The organism is bacterium, assembly GCA_020854115.1.
In the GTDB taxonomy this organism is placed as follows: Bacteria; Patescibacteriota; Saccharimonadia; order CAILAD01.
The window spans coordinates 23,554-41,779 of the sequence record JADZGC010000004.1; the positions used below are offsets into that span (position 1 = coordinate 23,554).

Below are 18,226 nucleotides of genomic sequence, written 5' to 3' on the forward strand. Positions count from 1 at the left end.
CGTAACGTAGTAATTCTAGAGCAGTAGTAGCTGTAGGACATTCTAAAATCCAGACAGAAGACTAAAAAGTCTTGTCTCCATATCTGATGAGGTAGTACGTGTAAGCATCTCCGACATATTGTATCTCGCTGTTTGGTCGATTTGATTTCGCTGCTTCAATCAAATCTGGGCGTATATGTTCATCAAATGAAGGGCCTGCAATTTGAATGAATTGTGTGTGATAATGCCACAGAAATAGGCTAGTGACGATAGCATATACGAGCAGTACTGGTTTCCAGTAGTTTGCGCCAGCGTGGATTATCCGGGAAAGCCCCCAACCCATGAGAAGTGCATAAAATGGCCAAGCTGATATAGCACGCAGACTGTGTGGTTGACCCTCCCAGGTAAGAGCAGAACCGAGATATGAGGCAAGAATGCTTACAATAATAATCACAAAAAGTAGTCGTGTGCTGTTCTTTCCCTTTCCTTTTGGCTGCTTTTTCTTTTTCTGAAAGAGTAGTGCTAAAGCGCCGATCAGGATACTGAACGAGCCTAGGCCGAGCATGCCGGTCTGTGTGCCGTGGCGTAAGTTGCTATCGCCGGAGAAAAAGAGGAAGACGGGATTAGATAGTTGGAGCATATTCTTGCCGGCCAGCATGACGCCACCCCAGAACCCCTCGACGCCAAAGGCTTCTCGCGCTCCGGGTCCCCAGACGGTTAGAAACCCAGCACGACCAAGCGCAGTGGGGGTGAGGCTGAACTGCAATAAAGGAACCATCGATAGAGCAGCAAGAATTCCGCCGAGAACCATGGACACCCAGTGGGATTTGATGTGCTTCCACAGCGAGAGGACAAAGATTGGGCCGAGTATAGCGACAGTGATTCTGGTCGGAGGATAGGTGTAGGCCGCACCGACAAATCCGGCTAGCATAATTCCCCAAGCGACAGTACTCCATCCACGCGTCCGGATGTATGACCACCCAGCCAACGTAAGGCTTATCCAGAATGGAATGAGCGCTGGGTCCCAAGCCAGTACTCCTTGATGCCATGACCAGGGTATCAAGCTCGCGACCAGGCCGGTGACTATTGCTGCCTCACGACCCCACCATAAGTATGTGACGTACATTAGTATGGCGATGGCAAGCAGCGTGTAGAAAAGGGAGTGGAGCCGGAATGCATATTCACTATCACCGAATACTGCAGACCATACGACTCCGCTGTACATATACGTGGGCGTTACAAACCCCCCGCCGCCAGCGAGTGTGTAGAGCGGAAATGATTCTTGTCGCAGATTTCTACCGGTTTCACGCACACTGATGATATTTGCTGCGCCGATGGCCTCATCTACGTAAAATCCTGGGGGTGAATACACCAGGGCGATGGGGCGAGCAAGGGTTATTAGTATGAGGGCTGCGAGCAGGAGACTATGTATGATATTTAGCTTCGAGTTATTGGCGCTCTTTTTTGTGCGTTGAGTCATACCTTGATACTAACATAAAAGCATAAGCACGATGCGATTTTGGCTGCATCGTGCTTGGTTGTTGCTTGGCTATTGGTTACCGACCGATGAAGGTCAGTGCTTTACCGACATTGCCAGCTCGACCGGTTCGGCCGATTCGATGAATGTAGTCGTCGTAGGTGTTTGGCTGATCGAAGTTGATGACGTGGCTTACATTAGGAATGTCGATACCGCGTGCGGCTACATCAGTAGCTACCAGAACGCGAGCTTTGCCATCACGAAATGCTTGGAGTGCGCGCTGGCGTTGTGGTTGAGACTTATTGCCGTGGATTGCTTCGGCGCGAATACCGTCTTTGGTGAGAGAGTCTGCAAGCCGTTGTACACCGAACTTTGTCTCGCCGAAGACGAGCACTTTCTCAAATTCTGGTTGATTGAGTAGCCCATTCAGGATTTCAAGCTTCTCCTCCTTGGAGCTCGCACGAACCACATCTTGGTCGACGTGCTCGCTAGTCTCCTTCGTACGCACCGATACAGTGACAGGATTGGTCAGCAGGCGGTCCATGAGACCCTGAATTGTCGGGGTGATAGTAGCACTAAAGCACAGCGACTGGCGCTTGGCGGGAAGTTGATCGAGAAGGAAGTTGATGTCCTTGATGAATCCCATATCGAGCATGTGATCAGCCTCGTCTAGAACGACGATTGCAACGTGATTGAGTCGAAGTGTACGCTGGTTGAAGAGGTCCTTCAGGCGACCAGGGGTGCCGATCACTACCTGTGGGCGACGCTGGAGGGCGGCAATTTGGCGACCGATAGGCATTCCACCGAGACAGAGAGCTGTATAGATACCGAGGCCCTTTGAAAATGATTTGATTTCATTATCTATCTGCAGGGCTAGCTCACGCGTCGGAGCAACGATAAGTGCAGTTGAACCTTTAGCGTCAGTCATGAGGCGCTGTAGAATAGGGAGGGCGAAGGCGGCTGTCTTACCGGTGCCGGTATTCGCGAGGCCGATGACGTCCTTACCTTCGAGGGCGGCATGAATCGATCCGTCTTGAATGGCGGTCGGGGCAGTGTAGCCTTTGTGCAGGATGTTCTTCAGGAGGTCTTCGCGGAAACCGAAGTCGCTAAAGGCGTGCTGAGGAGTAAATACAATCTCTTCGGCTGGTCCAGTGACCTTATTGATGAAGCGGTCAGGATTGATGTATTGCCCGCTGCGGCGAGGGCGGCTATTTTCACGTCGAGTGTGATTAAATGGTTTATTTCGATTTGGGCGCATAGAATTGCGTCCGCTGTGGCGAGTGCCGCCAAACGAGTGTCGTGGCATGAATATCTTTCTTGTGTTATTGATCTATTCTTGACTGATGAACGGGCGAGATTAGATCAATAACTCGATATTCATCACGATACTTTCATATCGAGAATCATTATAGCATAAGAGATAGGGATTGTCTAATATATATCAAGGTTCAAGACTAGTTTAGAAGCCCTGTAGTATGCTTCTAAACTAGTCTTGAACCACAAATAAAAACCCCCTGATAACATCCGGGGTTTACAGTATTGGCGGGCCCGACCGGATTCGAACCGGCGATCTCCTCCGTGACAGGGAGGCATGTTAGGCCTCTACACCACGGGCCCGCATTTGAACCTGGCTATAGTAACAGATTTGTGTGGGCAATTCAATCCTGGGCGCTTGCTAGGAGAATCTGAGTACAGCGTGTCAAAAAACGAACAAAAAAAGTATTATACGATATATGAATGCACTAAAGAGTACAAAAAATACTCAAAAATACGAATACACAAATGGAACGAAATTAAGAACCCAGAGAACAATACTATAGTAGCGGTTGGATTGCATACTCGATACGTTGTAATAATCCGCAATTTCATTGAGTCGCAGGGGAGTGATATGATACAATCCACCAGTCATTCTTATCTGTTGGCGGGTATAGTTTAGTGGTAGAATGCGACCTTCCCAAGGTTGAGATACGGGTTCGATTCCCGTTACCCGCTCCAAAGAAAGCTCAATGTGCCGATGTAGCTCAGCTGGCTAGAGCACCACTTTCGTAAAGTGGGGGTCGCGGGTTCGAGTCCCGCCATCGGCTCCAGTACATCTCCTAGAAGGGGATGTTGTTGGATAGAAAACAGTACAGCTTTAAACATAAAAGCTGTATACTATTGCCAGATATGCGGCGCGTAGCTCATCAACTTTTTGATCAGGGTGGCATAGGTCAGAATAACTGGCTTGTTGCAATCTTGCTTTTTGTGTTTCTCATTAATCTTATAAACACCGGTATTGCTATCTTTACGGTTCACCCGATGTCGGTGCAGGTACCGATTCGGTATTCAACTCTCACGGCATTCGATAAGCTGGGGAATTGGCAACTATTGTATATCTTGCCAACTGCTTCCTGGTTGGTCTCGATCGTAAATACCTTTTTGGCGCAGGCCACCTATCGTCGCAGTCGCATTACGAGCTTTATGCTGGTGATAGCAAGTCTGGGGCTGAGTTTGCTAATGATGCAGATTCTTTTACTCTATACAGGAGTGACTCATGGCGCGCGTTAATTCACTGACAGGGAGTGGGCTGAAGGTGCCGCATCTAGTGGTGAGATTATTAGAGATACTACCAGGGGCCTTCACCTGGTTGACTTTGCTTTTGCCGGTAATCCTATCGATGTACGCACCATTTGTTGTTGCATATTTCATCATCGCCCTCGACCTCTATTGGCTTTTGAAGTCATTCCGTATGTCAGCTGCCCTCATCGCCGGCTATCATCGCTTGAAGGCATCAATGCGCATAGTGTGGTCTGAGCGCTTAGACCGTCTCGAAGCTGGGAAGCAATCGGTTGGAGAGCTACAGGCTCTCATTGCCGAAGCACGATCGCAGACGCCATGGCTATGGTTTTTGACACTACGTGGTAGGAGACAACATGAGCAGCTGCTGCAGTATGAGATAGAGTCCGAAAAGCTCGATGCATATCTTATGCAGCAACATCGCGTGAGACCTTCAGACGTACACCACGTTGTAATTATTGCAACATATAATGAAACACTTGATACATTGCGCCCGACACTCCAGTCACTAACCCAGGTTGCGTATGACAATCGAAAGCTCATTATTGTTTTAGCCTATGAAGAACGAGGAGGTATCGTCGATAGGGAGCGCATGGATGTGTTGAAGCGCGAGTATAGTGGGAAGTTTGAACGCTTCTTTACTATCGAGCATCCGGATGGCTTGGCTGGAGAGCTGAAGGGTAAGGGCGCGAATATTACCCATGCCGCACGCCAGCTTCTGTCGAAGCTTAAAGAAATGAATCTAAACCCTCGTGATGTATTAGTTACTACATTAGACGCAGATCACCGTCCTGACCCAAATTATTTTTCAGCCCTTACATATGGGTATGTAACCAATCAAAAAGGGAAGTTTACTTCGTTCCAGCCGGTCCCAATGTTTTATAACAATATCTGGGATGCACCTGCACCAATGCGTGTGATTGCGACTGGCAACTCATTCTGGGTGATCATTAACTCTATGCGCCCGCAGCTCTTGCGTAATTTTGCAGCCCATTCTCAGTCTTTGCAGGCGCTGATCGATACTGAATTCTGGTCAGTTACATCTCCCGTAGAGGATGGCCATCAATACTGGCGAACTTTCTTTCGCTTCCATGGTGAGCATGTCGTTGAGCCGTTGTTTGTGCCGATCTACCAAGACGCAACGCTATCTCGTAAGTATCTTTCTACGTACATGAATCAGTATCTGCAGCTTCGTCGTTGGGCGTATGGAGTCTCGGACATTCCGTACGTAATTGCGCAGTGTTTCCAGCACCCCGAAATACCGCTCGGCAAGCGCTGGATTCAGTTCTGGCGACTCTTCGAAGGGCACTATTCATGGGCGACTACGCCGTTTATCTTGACCTTTGTAGCTTGGATGCCGCTCTACTTTAGCCCGACGTTTAAGAACACTGTGTTGGCGCACCAGCTACCGATCATAGCTAGTCAGATTATGACTGTCGCAATGATTGGCTTGAGCATCACCATCTGGATTTCGTTGCTTTCATTACCACCTCGTCCGCATCGATATACCTGGCGCAGGAATGTAGCAATGCTGCTCCAGTGGGCACTGCTTCCAGTCGTGTCGCTTGGTTTTGGGTCGACGGCCGCGATTGATGCGCAGACTCGATTGATGCTGGGTAAGTACCTTGGCTTTCGCGTCACAGAGAAGGCCGTGAAGACATGAGCTGGTTCGTATATCTCCTCATCACACTTCCACTTGGCTTTTTGTCTGTTGTGGGGCTTGTACCGGTACTGTCCCGCCTGGCTATCAAGTATGGTGCTGTAGATGATCCAAAGGAAGCATCGCGCAAAGTACACACACGCGTTACACCGCGTATTGGGGGAGTTGCATTATTTGGCACATTCTTCCTGCTTGCACCTCTGCTTGTACGACCGTTGCCCGTAAGTTTTCTGGGACTGTTTATCGCCTGTGCTCTGGTATTCGGAATAGGTCTATATGATGATTTTCGCCGCGTGAACCCCTGGACGAAGTTACTCGTACAAATTGTAGCTGCCATCACTGCTGTTGTCGGGTTTGGGATTCGAGTTGATGTTATCTCCAACCCGTTTGGGCAGCAGCTGATGCTCAATGAATTGTTTGGACCTAGTTTGGCTGCCTCGGCGATTATTCCGATCGTCATCAGTATCATCTGGTTAGTGGGGATGACGAATACGATTAATTTTCTTGATGGCCTTGATGGGCTGGCTACAGGGGTGAGTGGGGTGGCGGCTCTGATACTTTTCTTTGTGGCGCTTCTGCCCCGTATCAACCAGCCCGATACTGCCATGATGGCGATTCTGCTACTTGGTGTTTGTCTTGGTTTTTTGATTTACAATTTTCACCCAGCATCAATATTTCTTGGAGATAGTGGGGCGTATTTCTTAGGTATGTTGCTTGGTTTGCTGTCGATTATCTCTGGAGCCAAGCTTGCCACAGCGCTGCTTGTGCTCGGGGTGCCTGTGCTGGATGCTGTTTGGGCGGTGGTGCGACGATTGGCTACTGGTAGATCACCGTTTTCGGCTGATCGAGGGCATATCCACCATTTGCTGCTCGATGTTGGATTTACGCAGACACAGGCCGTGCTCTTGATTTACGCCTTGGCACTTATATTTGGCTTAGTAGCATTGATCGGGGATGGTCGTGCGAAAGTAATTGCGCTGACATGCTTATGTATCTTGGTGATATTCGGAGTTGCGGTACTAATGCTCGTGCGTCGTCGCAGGCGAGTCCACCAATAGTCGCCTGATTGACTTTTGCTATCTGATTTTGGTATGATTTACGCCAAGAGGGAGTACCGTTTGAGTCCAAGAGCTTTACAGGAATTGATTAAGAATTTGCGGGTTTTTTACAAATGCCCGTCTTGTTCTGCGGAGTATGAGACCGATGATATCCGCTTTCTGGGAAAGGTCGACCAGCATTGTTTTATGCAGCTCAATTGCTCGAAGTGTTCGTTGCCCGTTCTTGCCACCGTCTTGCTGTCTGCTCAAGAAGTAAATCACAAGTCACGTCGCAAGCAGAAGGTACAGCCTTCCAGATCTGGGCTGGGGTTTGATGCCTCAAGGCGCGAACGAACTCGCTTCATGGAGCTCGGTGCTATCTCATCGCAAGAGATCGCGGACATGTACTCATATTTGCGTGATCAAAAGTAAAAATTTCTTAGTAAAGGATTAAATAACCATGGTTGAATTTAAGTTAAAGGCTGTTGAGCGAACTCAGCAGGGCAAGCAAGTGCGACAACTGCGCAAATCTGGTCAGGTGCCGGGCGTTGTCTATGGTCGTGAGGTGGAGAATCGTCTGGTTGCTCTCGATGACCTTACTTTTAAGCGCATCTATCATCAGGCAGGCCACTCATCATTGGTAGAGTTGGTTCTTGGTGATGATAAGCCAGTTAATGTTCTGATCGCTGACGTTCAGACGGACCACCTTGGCAGGATTCTGCACGCAGATCTTCACCAGGTTAAGATGGATGAAGTCGTACGCGCCAATGTACCAGTGAAGCTTATTGGCGATGCTCCGGGTGTCTTCAATCTCGGCGGGACTCTCGTGCAGCCGCTTGAAGAACTTGAGATTGAGGCACTTCCAGCTGACCTCCCTCAGGCTATCGAGGTAGATATCGCAGGTCTCGAGAACTTCGACGATAGTATCTCGGTGTCAGATCTGAAGCTTGATAGTAAGCTCGTAGTCCTTACCGACGGGCACGAGCTCATTTGTCGCGTTGAGGCTCCACGCTCTGATGAAGAGATGGCCGCTCTCGAAGCTGAAATGGGCGACGAGCTGCCTGAGGATCTGGCAGAAGAGAAACAGGCTGCTGAAACCGCCGCTGAAGAGTCCAAAGAAGCCAAACCTGGCGAATAAAACCTAGTTAGTCGAGAGTAGAAAAGCCCCCTCATGGGGGCTTTTCTTGTAGTTAGGGATATGCATAATGAATGTGCTATAGCATGGTATATCAGTAGTGCTTAATTGCTGCCTTTATATCTGATTTGGTGCGGACATCAAGGTGGGCTACTAGATAGTTCATAAAAACCTTCACGTCGATAGGCTTGAGCGTAGCCAGCGTGATCTGACGTATAAGTTCGTTAGGGATCTCTTCTTGCCCGCGTTCTAGAAGCTTGTACTCGATGCTGTCGACGAGATTGTCGATATCAATCGCGCTGAGCTGTTCTTCAGGAACGGCTTTGAGGATTGAGCTAAATAAAAATGAGCGGCGGTAGGGGGTCGGATTTGATTGCTGCTGCTCCGAACGCACCTGGATAAAAGATAAATCTTGCCGCTCATAGGTCGTTGAGACCTTGCCACAGTCCGCACATCGACGTCGCCGCCATATCTGGCTGCCACCTCGTGTCGAGCGCGTGTTCACCACCTCACTGTGGGGTGATCTGCATTTCGTGCAAATCATGTATATATATTGTCATATCACTTATGGTTGGTGCAAGTGGATAACTTTCCAAAGTTGTGGATAAGTGAAGAACTTCTTGTAGATATGTACGTATAATGTTCGTATAATAAGATACAAAAAGAGAGGATATGGGTATGCTTGAGAAAATGCTTCGCCAACAACCACAGGATTATCGGACTTTGTATATCGATATGGATAGCTTCTTTGCTTCGGCCGAGCAGCAGCGTCGAGCTGAACTTAGGGGAAAGCCAGTTGGAGTTTGTCCCTTTGTATCTGATAATGGCTGCATTGTAGCTGCCTCCCGAGAGGCGAAGCGGATGGGAGTGAAGACGGCGATGCGAGTCTCGGAGGCCCGTCGGCGTGTGCCGGGTATTATTTTGGTGAGAGATACGCCCCAATACTATCGAGCGATTCATGCAGAGGTATTAAGGATTCTTGAAGCAACCTTATGTCGCTTGGATGTGCGGGGTATAGATGAGATGCGGCTGGAGATCCCCTCGTATATGCGGACTGCCAGCCAGGTAGAGGAATTAATTCGGTATATAAAACAATCTCTTCGAGATAGGTTGGGTGAAGTGTTAACTGCTTCAATCGGTATCGGTTCCAATGGCTGGCAAGCCAAACAGGCTGCATCATTCAATAAGCCAGATGGGTTATTTGTCTTGAGGCAGAGTGATCTAGCGGAGTTTTATGCGCAGCGTAAACTTATCGACTGTACGGGCATTAGGCACCGCATGAGTCGACGACTCTATAGTATGGGAATCCAATCGGTCCTTGATTTGTATCATGCTCCGGAGCCACTCTTGCGCAAGGAATTAGGTATTAGTGGCACAAAATGGTACTTACGACTGCGAGGCTTTGAGGTAGACCAACGACCTGAGACGCTCAAGAAATCAATAGGACACCAGACGACACTTATGCCGCGGCCGGCTGAGACCCTTGCAGATCTGGAGGGGATGCTGGTAAAGATGCTTCTGAAAGTAGGATATCGTTTGCGAGCAACGCATCGGTTGGCGCGCGGCATGATGATATCGGTGCGTTTTATTGACGGCGGAGGATGGAGTAAGGCTATTCGTCATATGACTCCAGTGGCGAGCCATGCCGGGCTAGTTGCCGAGATGGAGCAGCTGACTAAGCCTTTAGGGAGTCGATATCGACCAGTGAAGAAGGCTACTATCGTGACTTTTGACTTTGTGGCTGAAGGACAACAATCATACTTGCCATTAGAGAGCGATAGGCAGCTTGCCCTGTCTCGTGCACTAGATGAGCTGAGAGGAAGATTCGGGGCTCGTGCAGTGATGACTGGTTCGGGGGTTTCACGGGATATTTTCCCGGATCGGATTGGGTTTGGGGCACCCGAGCGACTCTTGTTGCCAGGTGATTAGTCTTGCAAAAGTCTTTCTTTCCAGATATACTGACCTGGTTTTCGGGTCCTTAGCTCAGTTGGCTAGAGCGCTTCCTTGACGTGGAAGAGGTCAGAGGTTCGAGTCCCCTAGGACCCACCATTTGGTGTATACTTAATTACATAGTTGAAGAGGGCGTTTGAGGGTGGCCTAACCAGCCAAACAAGCCCCGTACTCATGGGCGTAACACATGAGAGAAGAGTGATTCGCTCGCCGCGAATAAATCTGGTGGAACCCCCCGATGATCGGGGCCAGATAATTGAGGTGGGTGTTTTTGTTTGTATTAAGGAGAATATTCTGATGGATGAAAAATTACATGCGATGCGACATAGTGCGGCCCACGTCTTGGCTGCGGCAATCCAGAAGCTTTATCCTGAAGCTCAGTTCGGTGTTGGCCCGGTTATCGATAACGGCTTTTATTATGATGTACGCACCGATCAGCCGCTCACGGAGTCGGATCTCAAGCAGGTAGAAAAAGAGATGCGAAACATAATTCGACGTAATCTTCCGATGAAACGAGAAGAATGGAGTATTGATCGAGCAATAGATTATTTCAAAGAGCACAAGCAACCCTACAAAGTAGAATTGCTGCAAGATTTACAACAGCATGGTACAACGAAGCTCAAGGATTTCAAGAGCGAAGACCTTGGATTAGGTAATAGTGATGAAAAAATTACAACAATAACCATCTACAAGACAGGTGATTTTGTAGACCTCTGTAAGGGTCCTCATGCCGATTCTACAGGAGAAGTAGGTGCGTTTAAGCTCAATAAATTAGCAGGTGCATATTGGCGAGGGGACGAGAAACGAGATCAATTACAGCGCATATATGGTCTAGGCTTTGAGACGCAGGCTCAACTAGATGAGTATTTGCAAGAGCTAGAGGATGTCGCGAAGCGTGACCACCGAAAGCTTGGGCAAGAACTTGATCTGTTTACGTTTTCGGACTTGGTTGGACCGGGTCTACCGCTCTACACACCAAGGGGTACGTTGGTCATGGAGTCTCTTAAGGACGCATTACGCCAGATTGGTCAGAAATACGGCATGCAATTTGTATCTATCCCGCATATCGCCAAGCGAGATTTATACGAGGTATCTGGTCATGCGGCGAAGTTTGGTAATGAGTTGTTTGAGGTACATTCACATTTCGTGCAAGACTTCGTAATGAAGCCAGTGAACTGCCCACATCACACGCAAATCTATGCTGCTCGACCGAGAAGTTACCGCGATCTACCGATTCGTATGGCCGAGATGACCATGCAGTATCGTGATGAGAAGCCTGGTGAGATAGGTGGCCTTACTCGTACTCGCGGGTTTACCGTTGATGACGGGCATGTGTTCTGTCGAGTCGATCAAATCCAAGAAGAAGTGAAAGTACTGGTTCGAATAATAAAAGAGTTCTATTCAGGATTTGGTCTGTGGGGGAAGCATTGGGTATCGTTATCATTGCGCGATCCGAATAATATGGATGGCTATGTTGGCGAATTATCAGATTGGGAAGAGGCTGAGAGGATGCTCGCGGATCTCGCTCGAGAGGAGGCTCTTGATGCCAAGCCGATGCCTGGTGAGGCGGCTATTTATGGTCCGAAGTTAGATTTTATGTTTGTCGACGCGCTTGGTCGTGAGCGACAACTTGCTACTATTCAACTTGATTTTGCCATGCCAAAACGTTTCGGTCTCACGTACGTCGATCAGTCTGGGGCCGAGCAGACTCCTGTAATGATTCATCGTGCAATATTGGGTTCATTCGAGCGCTTTATGGCAATCATAATTGAGCATTACGCGGGTGCATTTCCGGTATGGCTAGCGCCAGAACAAGTCAGAGTCTTACCGGTATCAGAAAAGTATGTAGAGTATGGGCGTACCGCATTTGAGACCTTACGCTCAGCTGGAGTGCGCGTCGAAATAGACGATACGAATGAGTCACTTGGTAAACGAATACGTAACGCTGAGCTATTTAAGGTGCCGTATAGTCTTGTAGTTGGTGAGCGCGAAGCAGAAAACAGTACTGTGGCTGTAAGGAAATATGGCGAGGGCGACCAGGGAGTAATGAAACTTGATGAGTTTGTTGCAAAAATCACCACGGAAATCAAAGAGCGCACTGTTTAATCGATCTGGACCACTAGTTGTTATAGTGGGTCAGACAGCAAGCGGGAAGTCAGCGCTTGCTATGCAGATAGCTAAAAAGCATGACGGTGAGATAGTATGCGCTGATTCACGCACGGTTTATAAAGGCATGGATATTGGAACGGCTAAGCCGCCAAAAGCCGATCAGAAAAAAGTTCAGCATTATCTCCTAGACATAGTAGATTCCTCCGAGAGAATGTCGGCGCATGATTTTGTTCGATTATCAAAAAAAGCTTTAAATAGTATTTGGTCTCGAAATAAGTTGCCAATTGTTGTTGGTGGCAGTGGCATGTATATAGATGCACTGATATTTGGGTATACATTTCGTAATAATGATGTAGTGCCCCTTAAGAGATACGAACAAATGAGCCTTAGCCAATTACAGAGCGAGGCTAAGCAGCGGTTTGGTGGCGTGATTAGCGAACAGGATTACAAGAATCCACGCCGCTTACAGGCACTTCTGCAGCGAGGGTTTGCGAGTAATAATGATAGGTCGGCACTGAATCTTGATTGCCTTGTATTGGGTCTGGAATTATCTGATGGAGTATTAAAAGAACGGATCCGTTTGCGAACCAAGGAGATGTTTACAGACGGTTTCACAAATGAGGTGAAGCGATTGCTGAAAAAATATCCCCCGTCCGCACCAGGATTGCAGGCAACTGGTTATCGAGAGGTTGTCGATGGTCTAGAGAATGGTCTAGATAAGGATAAAATTGCTCAGGCTGTAGAGCGTGCGACTTGGCAGCTTGCACGCAAGCAGCGAACTTGGTTTCGTAGGAATAAACACATTCAATGGATGCAGTCGTCAGATCAGGCCATTCGAGAGGTGTCTATCTATCTCGAACAATCGAAGCTACAATAAGTGTATGAAGTTGCGTGGTGATGTAAGCGAGAAAGCCGGTCGAATCATCGATTGGAGCATGAGTTTGATAGGGCGTAGATCAACTGCACTGCCAGGGTATGTGGCGGAGCGTATCGACCCTAAGGTGTTGTATAAAATACTGCAAAAGCGTCGATTCTCTGAACGCATTATAGTTACAGGTACTAATGGGAAAACCACCACCACACTGTTGCTAAAAAATGTACTGCAGGCTGCAGGATATGCAGTCGTTAACAATGACTCTGGGTCAAACTTAAGTCGAGGTGTGCTGACTACGCTTTTGCAAGACTTGCGTCAAGGTGATCGTACGGTCTTACTTCTGGAGGTAGACGAGGCGAGTATGCCTGTCGTAGTAGATGCCGTGCAGCCGACTCATATTGTTGTGATGAATCTATTCCGCGATCAGCTCGATCGCTATGGGGAAGTAACGACAACCCAACAGATAATTAAGCATGCACTTGATAAAGCTCCAGATGCAAAGCTCATTCTAAACGCTGATGATCCGTGGGTGGCTATGCTCGGTCGAGATAAGAGTTCGCATTTCTTTGGATTGAGTGTTGCACGAAATCTCACGTTACCTCATGACTTCGCGGCCGACATCCCTGTGGCGTCATCCGGTGCGGGTTTTAGTTATTCTCGACGTTACTTTGGGCACTTAGGGCATTACGCGGCAAACGATGGTAGCTTCCGAAGGCCTAAGCCAGAAGTGCAGGTATTGAATTATGTAGTTGAAAATAATCATTTGCAGCGCCTTAGGTTAACGTTGTCAAATAAGCAACATTCTATAAATACACATCTTAGGGGTATATATAATGCCTACAATATATCTGCTGTAATGCTTACATCAATGATTTTAAAAATTAATCTCGCTACCGCAATTAAGGCGATTGAGCATACTGCACCTGCATTTGGCAGGCAAGAGAAAGTGGCCGTTCAAGGGGTGGAGTATGACTTTCAGCTCATCAAGAACCCAATCGGGTTTAACCAGGTAATACAAGAGTTTTGTATGGATCCACGGGATAACAGACCGATTGTATTTGCTATTAATGATAATTTTGCTGATGGTAGAGATGTATCTTGGTTATGGGATGTTGCAATAGAGGATATACAGACAGGCGGACCATGCATAACCTCTGGCATTAGGGCGTATGATATGGCGTTACGTTTGCAGTACGCAGGGATAGAGTGCGAGGTTATACCAGATATCCGGCAAGCCCTACACCGAGCCGCGACTATAGCCTCGGTGCCAGGTGTGCGCATATTGCCGACCTATACGGCGCTCTTAGAGATTAGGAAGCAGTTTGCATTAAAGCTGGAGCATGCGTCATGAAGCCACTACAAAAAGTCCATATTATTTATCTCTTTCCTCGAGAGATGAATACGTATGGTGATCGCGGGAATGTCCTATGTCTACAGAAGCGCCTTGAATGGAGGGGCATAAAGGTAGAGGTGATAGAATTCCATCCTGGAGATCGCGTACCAAAACATTCTGATCTGATATTTATGGGTGGCGGGCAAGATAGTGGGCAACGTATAGTTGAGCAGTCGATGCTTCAGCTGGCTGGCTGGCTCAAAGATCAGGTGGAGGCCGATACGCCTGCGCTTATGATCTGTGGAGCATATCAGCTCTTGGGTAGGTACTTCGAAACCCATGAAGGCAATCATATACAGGGTGTAGATATCTTTGATGCGCATACGGTTGCCGGCGATAAGCGACTTATCGGAAATGTTCGTGTGCAGACTGAGCAGTTTGGGGAATTGATAGGTTTTGAGAATCATTCAGGCAAGACATATCTTGGACCAACCGCGCAGGCGCTCGGCAGGACACGTAGAGGATCAGGTAATAATGGCAGCGACAGAACAGAGGGGATTGTACATCGAAATTTTGTGGGCACCTACTTGCATGGGCCAATCTTGCCTAAGAATCCGCAGCTCGCAGATTGGCTCATAAGTCGTGCGGCCAATATGTCGCATACAGAATTAGCGCAATTCGAGGATAGTTTTGTAGTTCAAGCGCGAGCGATTGCAGCGCGCCGCCCTCGCTAGTGTTCGCGCAGAAAATCGTAGTATTCACTTATTATTTCTACTATAATTTCAGATAAGATACTGGTTTTTGTCTAAAAAAAGTGTACACTAATGAGTAAGGAATGTAAGAGAGGGTAAAACAACGTGCCACTTGACTCGCTATTTGGTTCAAAGACCCGAGTAAAATTATTGAGCCTTTTTTATAACAACCCAGAGCGCCCATTTTATGTGCGTGAGATTACACGCAAGATCAATGAGCAAATCAACTCTGTTCGTCGAGAGCTGCAAAATCTTTTGAATATTGGCATCGTGCAGTCGGTTAATCAATCAAATCGCCTATACTATGAGGTTGATCCTAGCTTTAAGTTTCATAATGAACTCATGTCGATGTTCCAAAAGATCCCTGCCAAGTCTAAAGAGATGAAAGAAACTAAAGAAGAAGACCAGATCCTCAAAAAAGTTCAGAAAGCAGGTAATGTAAAGCTTCTCTTCCTATCGGGGGCATTCGTGCGAGGGAGTATGCAGAGCGTGGACATGTTTATAGTTGGAGATATGAATAAAGCACGCCTGGCTCAGATTATCGAATCTCTCGAGCAATCTATGAATCGTGAACTGAACTATGCGGCGCTGAGGGTTGAAGATTTTGACTATCGACGCAACCTCAACGATCGCTTCGTACTTGATATGCTTGATGCACGTAAGATCGTACTGAAAGATGACCTAGGTATCTTTGCTAGTCAGAAGACCGAAGGAGCAACATCATCACAGGAGCAAGGTGCCTCTATTCCACCGGTAACAGTTAATGTGTCGGCTCCCAACTCAGAGATCACAACCGAAGAGGCAATGCGTCTCGCTAAATAAACGATGTAATAAATACATCATACATAGTGTAGTCTATATTCTGCATCCCTGATCTGATATACTCCTAGAAGCAAAAAGGAGTGGAGATGGAAATTAAGCGCATAGATGCTCGGCATATTGAATTGACCCTAGGCCGTAAGGCGGTAGCCATAGGACCAGAAGGCGGACGGTCAGGCGATGTAGTGCTGTATACGCAGATTCCAAAGCAAGATGTTGCAATGCGGCCAGGAGTATTCTTTGAGCCTGGTGAATACGAGGTTCAGGGCATTATGGTGGATGGCGTGAAGTCTGATGATGGCCTGGTGTCTTATCATATCGTGCAGGACGGCATCATGATCGCTGCGGTTGCCTTACGGACCGTTGCTGCGCTAACAGATGAGGTGATCGAGTACCTGCAGCCTTCGCAGGTATTGTGCATTTGGCTTGAAGAAGGCAAAGCGAGTGATCTGGCAGACCTCTTGGCCAAGCTAGAGGCCTCTATTGTGGTACCAGTAGGATTGCCTTTTGAGTCTGGCGAGCTCGAAGCAGTTGTCAAAATGCCCCAAGAATCAACTGAGCAGATTAAGATATCATCAAAAGATATATCATTTGATCAGCCCAAACTCTATATATTGCAGTAGAACCTAATGTGATACTAGAAAAGCCCCTTATGGGGCTTTTCTAGTTAAGTGGAAATGGCTGGAGGCTACTTGGTAGTGAGTTCGGTCTTAGCGAGGTTGCGTTCGTGCTTTCGCAAGCTGCGAATCGTAGATGCAGCGAGTTGTACACGAACCTTCTGTCCATTTATGATCAGAGTTTTCTTCTGTAGATTTGGACGCCAAACCTTAGGCGTATGTCGCATCGAGTGGCTGACATTGCGCCCGAAAAGCTTTCCCTTACCTGTAATATCACATTTACTTGCCATGGATTTTTCCTAACCAAGAGAGTATAGCAGGTTCGGCCAAAAACTGCAACCCATATAGATATGTCAGCGCAGTCCTCTTGAATCGGGTATACTGGCATATATGGATCTTATCGAAATTGTTCGACTGCTATTTATATATGTTATCGCTATCACGATACATGAGTTTAGTCATGCGTGGGCAGGGTATAAGCTAGGAGACCCTACAGCACGTATTCAGGGGCGATTGACTCTGAACCCAGCTGCGCACATTGATCCTCTGACCACACTCGCACTACCATTTATGTTGCTCTTGATGGGGAGTCCGATTATCTTTGGAGCTGCCCGACCAGTGCCATTTAACCCATATATGGTGCGATATGGTCGCAAGGGGGCTGCACTCATAGCAATCGCTGGACCGGCTAGCAATCTGATATTGGCTGCAGGTGTGGCGCTAGTAGTGCGGTTCGTGCCTTTGCTCGCCGAATTTGGCGGTGGCTTACTAATAAATATGTTAGTTATCAATATCGCATTAGCACTCTTCAATCTCATACCAATTCCGCCGCTTGATGGGTCGCGTGTGGTCTATGCCTTTGCACCAACTCGTGTGATGGAGGCGATGGAGCAATTTGAGCGTACGGGTCCAATTGCTCTGATGATTATTTTCTTCCTGGTCTATCCATTAATATCCGGTCCGCTGGCTGCTGCCGTCACTTCAGTTACGCGGTTGCTTCTAGGCATTTAAACGGGTGAGGGTCAGCTCTGATATAATGGCTGTAGACTCCGCAAGCGCACGATAAAGAACTCATGTATCTTTTCTGCTTACGTATTGAAACGGGAGCTTTAGATTGCTAACCTGATGACTTGCTCTCGGGCTTATGCTGCGAGCACCCACCTGGTTTGTTGCCAGGGAAGATACCGTTCTCGACGCTTGGGGAGTTTTTGATTTATAGTCCGAAATGCCTACGCCAGGTGGAGGGTTTGGATATGGTGTCGGCACGTAAGAAATCTATATATTGTGCGACCTTGTAATAGTTGGCTATCTGGTGGACTGCCCTTGATGTGTCATATGGGTAGATCCAGAGGGCAGGAGCATAACGTCGAAAGCCGATACGTTTGAGCTCAATAATAAATTGGTTACGTGCAATTTTTTTAGATTCAGGTATCTGGTAGGTGACAAAGTGCCAGCGCTGGTTCCAGGTAGCAGGACGTTTGGCGGCGGCAATGCGATAGTGAGATAGTTGTAGCTTTTGCTTGCCGGCTACGGTGAGTCGATAGATACGTTCGGATTCGATAGAGCCAAGAGTAATGTCGCCTTGTTTTACGAGTAGAGCTAGGGTGTCCTTGATGCGCGCGCGGGGAGCACGGTCTGACCCCCAGCTGAATAGCTCGAGGAGGCCACGGTCTTTAAGTAACTGCGACTCGGTAGTAACATCACTATTCCCGATCTTGGCGAGAAGGGTATGGGACTTATTGGGCTGCTTGATTTTCATGCTTAAGCACTATTATTATGTATATATCTAGGCCGGTCAAGTGGCGCGTCAGATCATGAAAGCTGGTACAATGGGGACAACAGGAAATTAACGGGGTGTGGCGCAGGTGGCTAGCGCGTACGGCTGGGGGCCGTGAGGTCGCAGGTTCAAGTCCTGTCACCCCGACCAC

General features: G+C 47.9%; 18 protein-coding genes and 5 tRNA genes. 17 read left to right on the forward strand and 6 right to left on the reverse strand.

Annotated elements, in window-relative coordinates:
- Positions 1 to 61: 61 nt before the first annotated feature.
- From IT415_00410 to IT415_00420, 3 genes are all read right to left on the reverse strand, one after another.
- Positions 62 to 1,459, reverse strand: coding sequence for a hypothetical protein (locus IT415_00410; protein ID MCC7543164.1), 1,398 nt, complete (start codon positions 1,457 to 1,459; stop codon positions 62 to 64).
- 76 nt (positions 1,460 to 1,535) lie between these two features.
- Positions 1,536 to 2,762 (reverse strand): DEAD/DEAH box helicase, encoded by a 1,227-nt coding sequence (locus IT415_00415; protein ID MCC7543165.1) that lies wholly within the window; start codon positions 2,760 to 2,762, stop codon positions 1,536 to 1,538.
- A 234-nt stretch (positions 2,763 to 2,996) separates the two neighbouring features.
- Positions 2,997 to 3,073, reverse strand: a tRNA-Asp gene (locus IT415_00420).
- A 304-nt stretch (positions 3,074 to 3,377) separates the two neighbouring features.
- Between IT415_00420 and IT415_00425 the strand changes: the two genes are divergently transcribed.
- From IT415_00425 to IT415_00455, 7 genes are all read left to right on the forward strand, one after another.
- A tRNA-Gly gene (locus IT415_00425) sits at positions 3,378 to 3,451 on the forward strand.
- Between the two features lie 15 nt (positions 3,452 to 3,466).
- Positions 3,467 to 3,543 (forward strand) — tRNA-Thr (locus IT415_00430).
- A gap of 79 nt (positions 3,544 to 3,622) precedes the next feature.
- Positions 3,623 to 4,003, forward strand: a complete 381-nt coding sequence (locus IT415_00435) for a hypothetical protein (protein MCC7543166.1) — start codon at positions 3,623 to 3,625, stop codon at positions 4,001 to 4,003.
- Positions 3,990 to 5,675 carry a hypothetical protein gene (locus IT415_00440; GenBank protein MCC7543167.1) on the forward strand — a complete coding sequence of 562 codons (1,686 nt, stop codon included), beginning with the start codon at positions 3,990 to 3,992 and terminating at the stop codon, positions 5,673 to 5,675. Before IT415_00435 ends, IT415_00440 begins: the two co-directional genes overlap by 14 nt.
- Complete coding sequence (locus tag IT415_00445; protein ID MCC7543168.1) at positions 5,672 to 6,730, forward strand: undecaprenyl/decaprenyl-phosphate alpha-N-acetylglucosaminyl 1-phosphate transferase; 1,059 nt, start codon at positions 5,672 to 5,674, stop codon at positions 6,728 to 6,730. Before IT415_00440 ends, IT415_00445 begins: the two co-directional genes overlap by 4 nt.
- A gap of 186 nt (positions 6,731 to 6,916) precedes the next feature.
- Complete coding sequence (locus IT415_00450) at positions 6,917 to 7,141, forward strand: hypothetical protein (protein ID MCC7543169.1); 225 nt, start codon at positions 6,917 to 6,919, stop codon at positions 7,139 to 7,141.
- Between the two features lie 28 nt (positions 7,142 to 7,169).
- Complete coding sequence (locus IT415_00455) at positions 7,170 to 7,847, forward strand: 50S ribosomal protein L25 (GenBank protein MCC7543170.1); 678 nt, start codon at positions 7,170 to 7,172, stop codon at positions 7,845 to 7,847.
- A 91-nt stretch (positions 7,848 to 7,938) separates the two neighbouring features.
- Here IT415_00455 and IT415_00460 read toward each other — a convergent pair whose 3' ends face one another.
- Positions 7,939 to 8,349: a hypothetical protein gene (locus IT415_00460; GenBank protein ID MCC7543171.1), complete on the reverse strand. Its 411-nt coding sequence runs from the start codon at positions 8,347 to 8,349 to the stop codon at positions 7,939 to 7,941.
- 173 nt (positions 8,350 to 8,522) lie between these two features.
- Here IT415_00460 and IT415_00465 point away from each other — a divergent pair, with 173 nt between their 5' ends.
- The 8 genes from IT415_00465 (at position 8,523) to IT415_00500 (ending at position 16,304) form a co-directional block, all read left to right on the forward strand.
- Positions 8,523 to 9,773 carry a hypothetical protein gene (locus tag IT415_00465; protein ID MCC7543172.1) on the forward strand — a complete coding sequence of 417 codons (1,251 nt, stop codon included), beginning with the start codon at positions 8,523 to 8,525 and terminating at the stop codon, positions 9,771 to 9,773.
- 43 nt (positions 9,774 to 9,816) lie between these two features.
- A tRNA-Val gene (locus IT415_00470) sits at positions 9,817 to 9,893 on the forward strand.
- A gap of 195 nt (positions 9,894 to 10,088) precedes the next feature.
- A complete protein-coding gene (gene thrS, locus IT415_00475; protein MCC7543173.1) occupies positions 10,089 to 11,900 on the forward strand; it encodes a threonine--tRNA ligase in 1,812 nt (603 codons plus the stop codon).
- Positions 11,901 to 11,925: 25 nt separating this feature from the next.
- Entirely contained in the window at positions 11,926 to 12,780 is an 855-nt protein-coding gene (locus IT415_00480) for a tRNA dimethylallyltransferase (protein ID MCC7543174.1), read from the forward strand.
- Between the two features lie 4 nt (positions 12,781 to 12,784).
- Complete coding sequence (locus IT415_00485) at positions 12,785 to 14,128, forward strand: DUF1727 domain-containing protein (protein ID MCC7543175.1); 1,344 nt, start codon at positions 12,785 to 12,787, stop codon at positions 14,126 to 14,128.
- Positions 14,125 to 14,844, forward strand: a complete 720-nt coding sequence (locus IT415_00490; GenBank protein MCC7543176.1) for a glutamine amidotransferase — start codon at positions 14,125 to 14,127, stop codon at positions 14,842 to 14,844. The genes IT415_00485 and IT415_00490 overlap by 4 nt, the downstream gene beginning before the upstream one ends.
- A gap of 168 nt (positions 14,845 to 15,012) precedes the next feature.
- The gene (locus IT415_00495) at positions 15,013 to 15,684 is read left to right on the forward strand and encodes a hypothetical protein (protein MCC7543177.1); all 672 of its coding nucleotides are present in this window, start codon (positions 15,013 to 15,015) and stop codon (positions 15,682 to 15,684) included.
- A gap of 86 nt (positions 15,685 to 15,770) precedes the next feature.
- A complete protein-coding gene (locus tag IT415_00500) occupies positions 15,771 to 16,304 on the forward strand; it encodes a hypothetical protein (protein MCC7543178.1) in 534 nt (177 codons plus the stop codon).
- 65 nt (positions 16,305 to 16,369) lie between these two features.
- Here IT415_00500 and rpmB read toward each other — a convergent pair whose 3' ends face one another.
- The gene (gene rpmB, locus IT415_00505) at positions 16,370 to 16,588 is read right to left on the reverse strand and encodes a 50S ribosomal protein L28 (GenBank protein MCC7543179.1); all 219 of its coding nucleotides are present in this window, start codon (positions 16,586 to 16,588) and stop codon (positions 16,370 to 16,372) included.
- Positions 16,589 to 16,688: 100 nt separating this feature from the next.
- On the opposite strand from rpmB, the gene IT415_00510 reads away from it, so the two are divergent.
- The gene (locus tag IT415_00510) at positions 16,689 to 17,309 is read left to right on the forward strand and encodes a site-2 protease family protein (protein MCC7543180.1); all 621 of its coding nucleotides are present in this window, start codon (positions 16,689 to 16,691) and stop codon (positions 17,307 to 17,309) included.
- Between the two features lie 202 nt (positions 17,310 to 17,511).
- Here the strand turns inward: IT415_00510 and IT415_00515 are convergent, their stop codons facing one another.
- Positions 17,512 to 18,057, reverse strand: coding sequence for a hypothetical protein (locus tag IT415_00515; protein MCC7543181.1), 546 nt, complete (start codon positions 18,055 to 18,057; stop codon positions 17,512 to 17,514).
- 91 nt (positions 18,058 to 18,148) lie between these two features.
- Between IT415_00515 and IT415_00520 the strand changes: the two genes are divergently transcribed.
- Positions 18,149 to 18,225 (forward strand) — tRNA-Pro (locus tag IT415_00520).
- Position 18,226: the final 1 nt, after the last annotated feature.